Origin of the sequence: Acinetobacter sp. AL9 (genome assembly GCF_041464035.1) — a bacterium.
Taxonomy (GTDB): domain Bacteria; phylum Pseudomonadota; class Gammaproteobacteria; order Pseudomonadales; family Moraxellaceae; genus Acinetobacter; species Acinetobacter towneri.
The window spans coordinates 1-8612 of sequence record NZ_JAYFSK010000079.1 but is presented as its reverse complement, the minus strand read 5'-3'; the positions used below and the strand labels follow the sequence as shown (position 1 = coordinate 8612).

The 8612-nt window shown below is 42.6% G+C and carries 9 protein-coding genes and 3 pseudogenes; 7 read left to right on the top strand and 5 right to left on the bottom strand.

Translation table 11 applies throughout. The features are described 5' to 3' along the window. Nucleotides 1-117 (top strand): annotated as a pseudogene (locus tag ACEO2X_RS12625) (IS982 family transposase); the annotation flags it as partial. A 119-nt stretch (nt 118-236) separates the two neighbouring features. Here ACEO2X_RS12625 and ACEO2X_RS12620 read toward each other — a convergent pair. From ACEO2X_RS12620 to ACEO2X_RS12605, 4 genes are all read right to left on the bottom strand, one after another. Further along, complete coding sequence (locus ACEO2X_RS12620) at nt 237-1952, bottom strand: cation:proton antiporter (RefSeq protein ID WP_179996528.1); 1716 nt, start codon at nt 1950-1952, stop codon at nt 237-239. 158 nt (nt 1953-2110) lie between these two features. Further along, nucleotides 2111-2266, bottom strand: coding sequence for a 50S ribosomal protein L33 (gene rpmG, locus ACEO2X_RS12615; RefSeq protein ID WP_004976146.1), 156 nt, complete (start codon nt 2264-2266; stop codon nt 2111-2113). Nucleotides 2267-2282: 16 nt separating this feature from the next. Continuing rightward, entirely contained in the window at nt 2283-2519 is a 237-nt protein-coding gene (gene rpmB / locus ACEO2X_RS12610; RefSeq protein ID WP_004976147.1) for a 50S ribosomal protein L28, read from the bottom strand. A gap of 163 nt (nt 2520-2682) precedes the next feature. Continuing rightward, nucleotides 2683-4131: a coniferyl aldehyde dehydrogenase gene (locus tag ACEO2X_RS12605; protein ID WP_004976148.1), complete on the bottom strand. Its 1449-nt coding sequence runs from the start codon at nt 4129-4131 to the stop codon at nt 2683-2685. 117 nt (nt 4132-4248) lie between these two features. Between ACEO2X_RS12605 and ACEO2X_RS12600 the strand changes: the two genes are divergently transcribed. The 6 genes and pseudogenes from ACEO2X_RS12600 to ACEO2X_RS12575 form a co-directional block, all read left to right on the top strand. Continuing rightward, entirely contained in the window at nt 4249-4950 is a 702-nt protein-coding gene (locus tag ACEO2X_RS12600) for a TetR/AcrR family transcriptional regulator (RefSeq protein WP_004976150.1), read from the top strand. Nucleotides 4951-5041: 91 nt separating this feature from the next. Further along, the gene (gene purU / locus ACEO2X_RS12595) at nt 5042-5908 is read left to right on the top strand and encodes a formyltetrahydrofolate deformylase (protein WP_004976151.1); all 867 of its coding nucleotides are present in this window, start codon (nt 5042-5044) and stop codon (nt 5906-5908) included. 261 nt (nt 5909-6169) lie between these two features. Beyond that, nucleotides 6170-6961: an energy transducer TonB gene (locus ACEO2X_RS12590; protein ID WP_104853035.1), complete on the top strand. Its 792-nt coding sequence runs from the start codon at nt 6170-6172 to the stop codon at nt 6959-6961. Between the two features lie 20 nt (nt 6962-6981). Beyond that, on the top strand, nt 6982-7605 hold the full coding sequence (locus ACEO2X_RS12585) for a MotA/TolQ/ExbB proton channel family protein (RefSeq protein WP_096901723.1): 624 nt from the start codon (nt 6982-6984) through the stop codon (nt 7603-7605). After that, entirely contained in the window at nt 7605-8009 is a 405-nt protein-coding gene (locus ACEO2X_RS12580) for a biopolymer transporter ExbD (RefSeq protein ID WP_004976158.1), read from the top strand. Before ACEO2X_RS12585 ends, ACEO2X_RS12580 begins: the two co-directional genes overlap by 1 nt. 166 nt (nt 8010-8175) lie before the next feature. After that, nucleotides 8176-8490, top strand: a pseudogene (locus ACEO2X_RS12575) (EamA family transporter); the annotation flags it as partial. Between the two features lie 8 nt (nt 8491-8498). Here ACEO2X_RS12575 and ACEO2X_RS12570 read toward each other — a convergent pair. Beyond that, nucleotides 8499-8612: pseudogene (locus tag ACEO2X_RS12570) on the bottom strand (IS982 family transposase); the annotation flags it as partial.

The following is an 8612-nucleotide window of genomic DNA, read 5'->3' as shown; positions in this document are numbered from 1 at the left end:
AAACATCGTTCGATTGCTGGTTTTTTAGCAGGCGTATTTTCTTCACTATGTGCGTATCAACTTTGCCAAAAGAATAAGCCTAAAATTCATGTGATTAAATCTTTGGCTTATCCGTAACTGGGGTTAGATAGTTTTTCATCAACACAATGAAAGCCAATCTATACGTCAACAAAAAAAGCGCAGCTTAAACGGTGCGCTTTTTGTGATTTTGGCTATGGGTTTTAGATGAATGATGCTCAATGCGTTGGTGGCTGATGATGGGCAATTTCAATTTGATTTAAAATATAATTGCTCATATTTTTCGCCATTTCTTCTTTGGCAAAATACACTTCACCAATGTTGTCTTTACGAATTACTTCCGCTTCGGCTTTGCTTTCTGCACACACCAAAACCTGAATTTCAGGGTTTAGGGTTTTGGCAATATCCACAATTTTATGAATATCCAAAATGTCCATAGGCGAGAGAACGAGTAGTCGTGCATGTTGAATATGTGCCTGAATCAGTACACCCGTTTCTGTGGCAATGCCGCTGACTGCAGCAATGCCTTTTTCGCGTAAGTCTTCGACAATTTCACGGTTTTCTTCCGCAATCACGACCTTAATATTTTCAGCCATTAAATTTTGAGTAATGCGGCGTCCGACTTCACCATGTCCAACAATCACCACCTGATCACGTAAATAATCTTGAGAAACTTCATCGGGCAGCATGGCTAAAGGGTCATTGCTGCGTTCAAGCAAACGCGCCAAATAAGAGCGTTCCCGAATCCAGTTTTGCACAGGCTCAATCGCAGAAAAAACAAAGGAATTGAGGGTAATTGAAATGAGTGCGCCTGCTAAAATCAGGTTTTGTCCTTCTAGTGACAGCAGTTGTAAAGATACACCTAGCGTTGCCAAAATAAAGGAAAACTCACCAATTTGTGCCAAGCTCGCGCCTACGGTCAAGGCTGTATTGAGTGGATAGCGGAAGAACAAGACCAATGCCATGGCTGCAATGGTTTTACCCACCATGATAATGCCGACGACCGCTAAAACGTGCAGTGGTTCTTCTATCAGAATACGCGGGTCAAACAGCATGCCCACAGCAACGAAAAATAGAATGGAGAAAATTTCACGTAAGGGTAAAGTTTCTTCTTCGGCGCGATGACTGAAATCAGATTCTTTGACCACCATCCCCGCAAAGAACGCCCCAAGTGCCATCGACACGCCAAAGATTTTATAAGCACCAAAGGCAATTGATACCGCAGCAGCGACCACAGTCAGGGTAAACAGTTCCCGCGAGCCTAAGCGAGCCACAATTTGCATAATGAAGGGCACAAGGCGTTTGCCAACAATCAGCATAAAGGCAATAAAGCCTGAAACTTTTAATAAAGTCAGTCCGAGTGTTAGCCAAATATTTTCATCACTGGCATTGTCGATAGCTTGTCCACCCAGTAATACAGCTGTGGCAGGTAAAAGCACCAATGCTAAGACCATCACTAAGTCTTCAACTAACAACCAGCCTACGGCAATTTTACCGTTCACGGAGTCGAGCAGGCCACGATCACCCAATGCTTTTAAGAGCACAACGGTACTGGCACAAGACAGACTCAAGCCAAAAATTAAGGCAGAACCAAAACTCCAACCCCACATCATCGACACGCCTACACCGAGCAGGGTCGCCACGGCGATCTGCAATACTGCACCAGGCAAAGCAATGCGTCGTACCTGCATTAAATCATTTAGCGAGAAATGCATGCCAACACCGAACATGAGGAACATGACCCCAAGTTCTGCCAATTGGTTGGCAAGATGAATATCTGCCACAATGCCCGGTGTGTTGGGACTAATGATGACACCTGCAATCAGATAGCCCATAAGCGGTGGAAGGCGTAAGCGCGCAGCGATATAGCCAAATACCAGTGCCAAGCTAAAACCAACGGCAAGTAAGATGATGAGTTCTACATCATGAGGCACGAGAAACTCCTAAGCCATGGTGAAGGTGCGGTCAAAAGACTGAAATAAGACAAGCACAAATAGTGCCAAAAAAGAAAACGAGGAAATTTTAACAAGTTAGGCAAAAAAAGTGCAAAAAAAAACGACCTGAATAAGGTCGTTTTTTAAAGAAGCTAAAATTATTTGATTTTAGCTTCTTTGAAAACTACGTGTTGACGGATTTTTGGATCAAATTTTTTGATTTCCATTTTTTCCGGCATAGTACGTTTGTTTTTAGTAGTGGTATAGAAATAACCTGTACCAGCTGTAGAAACTAAGCGAATCTTATCACGCATTGTCCTGACTCCTTACTTAGATCTTTTGACCTTGAGCACGAAGGTCAGCAACAACCTTTTCAATGCCCAATTTGTCGATAATACGCATACCTTTAGTGGTTAAACGAAGACGTACGAAACGTTTTTCGCTTTCTAACCAGAAACGGTGGTTGTGCAGGTTCGGCTCGAACCGGCGCTTAGTTTTGTTGTTGGCGTGTGAGACGTTGTTACCAACGACTGGACGCTTGCCGGTAACTTGGCAAACCTTAGACATGGTGTAACTCCATTGATTTAGCCAACAGCAAATCTGTATGGCCAGTCAAAAATAAACGGATGAATTCATTCAAGGGGCGTTTTATATCAAAAATACGCTTAAAAGACAAGCGATTTTCTTCAAAAACAGCATGAGCGTGTTTGATAGCTCATGCCTTGATCAGTTAACGAAGAAGCGTCTTCGAAATCAATCGATGAATCGGCTTATCAAATGGGGGGAGAATGAACTTCAAGCTGTAAAGCTTCGGATTAGACATTACCGACCGTTCATGTGACAAGCTGAAAAAACCTTCTGGACCGTGATATTTCCCCATGCCCGATGCACCAACACCACCAAATGGTAAGTCATCTTGTGCAACGTGGGTCAATACAGTATTGAGTCCGAAATGCCCTGAATGGGTTCGCTGTGCGACATAGTCGGCACGCGCCTGATCAAAGTCGAAATAGTATAAAGCAAGAGGACGCGGTCGGCTATTAATAAACTCGATTACATCATCAATTTGTTCATATTCTAAGATTGGCAGGACTGGACCAAAGATCTCATTTTGCATAATTTGCATGTCTGGACTGACATTGGTCAGTACCGTTGGTGCCATTTTACGGGTTGCAGCCACATTTTCACTTTGCGGATTAATTTCAATAATATTTGCACCTCGCTCACGTGCATCTTCTAAATAGCCCTGTAAGCGACGATATTGTTTGTCATTAATAATAGAAGTGTAGTCTTGGTTATCACGAATATGCGGATACATTTCGGTCACAAATTGCTCGAAATGCTCCATAAATTCGGCAGTTTTGCCTTTAGGCAAGAACATATAGTCGGGTGCAACACAGGTTTGTCCAGCATTCCAGAGTTTACCTACCGCAATACGCTGCGCTACATCGACCATATCGCTAGATGGATGCACCAAAACAGGGGATTTTCCACCTAGTTCTAAAATGACAGGCACAAGGTTTTGTGACGCGGCAGCCATTACAGTTTTGCCGACTTCGGTAGAGCCTGTGAAAATAATTTTGTCAAAAGGCAAATGACAGAACGCATCGGAAATAATACCGCCGCCATTAATTACTGCCACCAATTCCTGTGGAAATGCTTCGCTCATGGCGTTTTCCAGTACTTTACCAAAATGCGCAGAAGCACTGGAAATTTTGATCATGGCATGGTTGCCTGCAGCCAAAGCACAGATCAGTGGGCCTAAAGACAACAGCAGCGGATAGTTCCAAGGTGCAATAATGCCAATTACCCCTAAAGGTTGATACTGTACCCATGCTTTTGCAGGTTGGTGGATAATACCAACCTGACGTTTAGATGGCTTCATCCAGTCGGTCAGGTTTTTGCTGTAATATTTGATATGTTCCAAGCAGGTAAGTAATTCACCAATTTTGGTTTCTGCAATGGCGCGGTTGCCATAGTCACGGTTAATGGCTTCGGCAAATTGATCCTGATATTTCACAATCACACGTTTTAAGCGGGCTAAGCGTTCAATGCGTTCTTTGGCACTTGGGACAGGATGACGCTGATAGGCATATTTCTGCAATGCCAAAATATCATCCAGACGTTGTAAATCGGGTGAATGTGGGGTCATTGAAGTTGTTTTTGTTTGACTGTTCATGGCATGTTACCATTCAATAAAAGCAATATAAGTTAATTTTTAGAGTATTTACTCTAATCAGTCAAGTGACTTTATGTTTTCATGCCCCCCAAATTTTAAAGAATGGTTGTTTTTAGGATGTCTCAAACCAAAACGTTGAAAACCAAAGAACGTATTTTGCAATTGAGTTTGCAATTGTTTAACGAGCGTGGTGAGCGTTCGGTAACAACCAATCATATTGCGGCAGAACTGGGCATGAGCCCAGGAAACTTGTATTACCACTTCCGCAATAAGAACGAAATTATTAAAGAGCTGATGGAACAATATCAGCAAGAAACTTTAGAAATGCTGGCTTTGCCTGAAAATCGTGGCTTAGATGCCAATGACAAAATTCGTTATTTTCAGGTTCTCAGTAGTCAGCTGTGGGCTTATCGTTTTTTGCATCGTGATGTCTATCATTTGGTCGAAACCAATGAAGATTTCCGCAAAATGTATCCACGTTTTGCAGGACAGGTCATGCAGCAGGGACAAAAAATTTATCAGGCCTTTGTGGATGCGGGTCTGATGCAAATGACTGAGTCAGAAATTGAAGCCTTGATTATCAATATTTGGATTGTGCTGACCAACTGGACGAACTTCTTATATATGTCGGGTCACATTACCGATTCAAACCATTTGGAAGAAAAATGGATTTGGCAGGCTTTACGTCAAATGCTGTTCCTTGAAGGGGCATATTTACGGGGTGAAAGTCGTGCAACCTATGAGCGTTTACTAGAAACACTAGGCACATCTGAACTGTTTGAGAGTTTATCATCCAGTAAAAATACTCAAGCCGACTAAGAGACTGAGAATGGCTATTTAGAATGTCTGAGAAACGCGCTAGAATACTCGGCTTGTTTTTCAATTTAACCAAGTAGTGACTAAAAACAACATGAATATGACGACTGCGAATACTGCACGTTTACTGATTACCTGTGAAGATAAGCCAGGTATTGTGCAGGCTGTATCGAGCTTTTTGTATCATCAAGGAGCCAACATTACCGCGCTTGATCAATACGCAACAGAAGCTCAGGGCGGGCGTTATTTCATGCGGGTTGAGTTTGAACTGGATCACTTGCAAAGCCGTAAAGAAAGCTTATTGCAAACCTTTGCTTCTAACGTGGCAGAGCGTTATGAAATGCAATGGCGTTTGGCTTTGGTCAGCGATGTGAAAAAAGTCGGCATTTTGGTGTCTAAAGTTGATCATGCTTTGCTCGAACTATTATGGCGTCATTCACGTGGTGGTTTACCATGTGAAATTACCAAAGTGGTGTCGAACCATGACACCTTGCGTGAAGCGGTAGAAAACTTTGGTATTCCGTTTGAAGTAGTGCCTGTTAATAAAGAAAATAAACGTGAAGCTTACGCTAAAATTGATGAATTGATGCAAGGCAATGATTTGTTGGTATTGGCGCGTTATATGCAAATTTTGGATGAAGAGTTTGTCTCTAAGTGGGAAATGAAAGTGATCAATATTCACCATTCATTCCTGCCTGCTTTCGTGGGCGCAAATCCATATAAACAAGCTTATGAAAAAGGCGTAAAACTGATTGGTGCAACTGCACACTATGTAACAGCAGACCTAGATCAAGGTCCGATCATTGAGCAAGATGTAGAGCGTGTAAACCACGACTTTACGGTAGATCAACTGCGTGAATTGGGTCAGGATGTGGAACGTAATGTACTGGCACGTGCAGTTAAATGGCATTTGGAAGACCGTATTATTGTAGATGGCAACAAAACTGTTGTATTTCAATAGGGTAAAAGCTATCTAAAAATCGAATTAAAACATGCCGACATGGCATGTTTTTTTATGCTAAAATTGTAATGTTATAACATTTATTTAAACTGTTTTTAAAATAGCAAATTTATTGGATGATTCACGTTTGTTATTAAAAAATAGTTGCAAATGAAAACACTTCTCATTTATTATTGCGTTACTTTAATTGTGCTAACCGATCAGTTTGATCGTTCGGAACTGTGATGGTTTGGCAATTGCTTTTGAAGGTCGCTGACTTTAATGAACCAATCTCCCAACGCTATGCTACAAATGCCCAATGCCATGAAAAAGAAAGTTGTGACGGCTTTAGCTGTTGTTGCATTAGGTCATGTCGGTGTGTTGTGGGCATTGGGGCAAATGCAAACTCCGACCTTAAAGCCCATAGAAAAAGAACCTTTAAAAGTACGCTTTGTAAAAATTCAAGAACAGCCTAAACCGTTGCCACCGCAACCTAAGGCTGAACCACAGCCTGAAAAACCCAAGCCTCAGCCTGTAAAAGAAGTGCCTGTGGTAGAAAAACCGTTGCCACCGCCACCGAAAAAAGTAGAAAAAGTACAGCAAGTTAAAAAAGCAGAAGCCCCTAAACCCGTGGCGAAGCCCGTAGAAAAACCAGTCGAACGTGTGGTGCAACCTGCACCTGTAGCAACGGTGACTGAAACTAAAGTGGTACAGCCTGCACCGAAACCGACAGTTGCACCTGTTGCGCCAGCACCTGCTCCTGTCGCACCTTCTGCTCCAAAAACAGTGTCGATTGGCGGCTCAGGCGTGCAATGGAGTCGTTCTCCAAAACCTTCTTATACCAATCGTGATTTACAGGGAGAAACCCGTAACGTGGTGGTTCGGATTGAAGCCAATGAAAAAGGCGTGATCACCGATGCTCAAATTACGCGTTCTAGTGGTGTACCTGCTTTAGATCAAAAGATTTTACGCGCAGTGCGTAGTGCAAAATTCAAACCGTACAAAGAAAATGGCGTGGCTTATCCAATTCGTGCTGAGCAGCCTTTTGAATTGACATTGAACCCTAACGGCTAACCTTCAACAGGAGTTCGAGTATGAACTTTTCCGTCTATTGGCAACACGCAGATGCAGTCAGCAAAACGCTGTATTTCGTGTTATTGGCGATGTCGATTGCGACATGGACCATCTTCGCATTACGTTTGATAGGCACGCGCCAATTGAAGCAACAAGCTTATGCTCAACTGTCACAGGCTTTAAATCAGCTTAAAGCAAAACTGGTGCCCTTAAATTTTGAGCAGCGTAAAGCGGTTGCTGAGCAAGCCTTATTGCGTCAAATTTCGGTAGAAAAAGCATCGGCAGAAAAAGGCGTATCGGTACTGGGTACAATTGCGTCATTAGCACCGTTTGTGGGTTTGTTTGGTACAGTTTGGGGTATTTTCCATGCACTCGTTGCGGTTGGAAAAAGCGGTCAGGCGGGATTGGCTCAAGTGGCAACGCCTGTTGGTGAAGCGTTGATTATGACGGGCTTCGGTTTGGCGGTGGCGATTCCTGCCGTGATTGCTTACAACATTTGTTCGCGTGTGAACCGTACCTTATCTACAAATTTGCAAGATCATGCACATAGTTTGTTGATTGACACCATGTTGCAACAAGATTCTTCTGTTCAAAGAACTGAAGTGAATGCAACACAACAAAGTTTAGTGGGAGGTCAGGTTTAATGGCTTTTCAATTGGGTGAAGACAACGATTCAGGCATGAATGAGATGAACCTTATTCCCCTGATCGACATTATGTTGGTATTGATGATCATCTTTTTGGTGACAGCGACCGTTGCCAACCCATCTATACCATTAACCTTACCGCAAACCAGCGCAGAAATTGTTGATTTACCGCCTGAGCAAATTCAGGTCAGTATCAATGCCAATGGTGAAGTGGCGTGGGATGATCAAATCATTAGTTTAGATGAGTTGCAAACCCGCTTTAATGATGCTAGTCAGCAAGCTCAACAGCCAACCGTGGTGTTAAGAGCAGATAAAGATGCGCGTTATGATACTGTGGCGCAAGTGATGTCACGTGCGAGTGAAGCCGGACTCAGTGATATTGCTTTCGCAACAGATGATTAAGTTAATCCTTAAAAATTAGCGATCTATTTAGGTCGCTTTTTTTATGCAAAGTCGCGCATAATGCTAAAACTCCTCAAGTACTCAATGATGTTGAATATCCAAAAGATTTAGGTTGAGTCCGCTGCTTACTTTAAAGTCTATTTTTTATCTCAGATCAGGTTCAGCCATGAGTTCACGCCAAGCACTTGATGCAAAAGCCAGCAGTATGATGCTAATTTTGTGTGTTTTTTGGGGTTTGCAACAAGTGGTGCTAAAAGTTGCTGCGGCAGATATTTCACCCTTGATGCAATTGGCACTGCGTTCAGGCTTGTCTGCTGTGATGGTGTTGCCTTTGTTATTGCTTGCAAGAAATACACAATGGGCTTCGACTGAATATCTGCCTGCAGGCATATTGGTGGGTATTTTATTTGCCGCAGAATTTTTTATGTTAGGGCAGGCGATTCAATATACTTCTGCGTCGCATGTGGTGGTTTTACTATATAACCCCAGTTACGGATAAGCCAAAGATTTAATCACATGAATTTTAGGCTTATTCTTTTGGCAAAGTTGATACGCACATAGTGAAGAAAATACGCCTGCTAAAAAACCAGCAATCGAACGATG

Bases quoted from the DNA above. Each gene is read 5' to 3' on its own strand.
- rpmG (WP_004976146.1), bottom strand. From the start codon at position 2,266: ATGCGTGATAAGATTCGCTTAGTTTCTACAGCTGGTACAGGTTATTTC.
- rpmB (WP_004976147.1), bottom strand. From the start codon at position 2,519: ATGTCTAAGGTTTGCCAAGTTACCGGCAAGCGTCCAGTCGTTGGTAAC.
- ACEO2X_RS12605 (WP_004976148.1), bottom strand. From the start codon at position 4,131: ATGAACAGTCAAACAAAAACAACTTCAATGACCCCACATTCACCCGAT.
- ACEO2X_RS12600 (WP_004976150.1), top strand. From the start codon at position 4,249: ATGTCTCAAACCAAAACGTTGAAAACCAAAGAACGTATTTTGCAATTG.
- purU (WP_004976151.1), top strand. From the start codon at position 5,042: ATGAATATGACGACTGCGAATACTGCACGTTTACTGATTACCTGTGAA.
- ACEO2X_RS12590 (WP_104853035.1), top strand. From the start codon at position 6,170: ATGAACCAATCTCCCAACGCTATGCTACAAATGCCCAATGCCATGAAA.
- ACEO2X_RS12585 (WP_096901723.1), top strand. From the start codon at position 6,982: ATGAACTTTTCCGTCTATTGGCAACACGCAGATGCAGTCAGCAAAACG.
- ACEO2X_RS12580 (WP_004976158.1), top strand. From the start codon at position 7,605: ATGGCTTTTCAATTGGGTGAAGACAACGATTCAGGCATGAATGAGATG.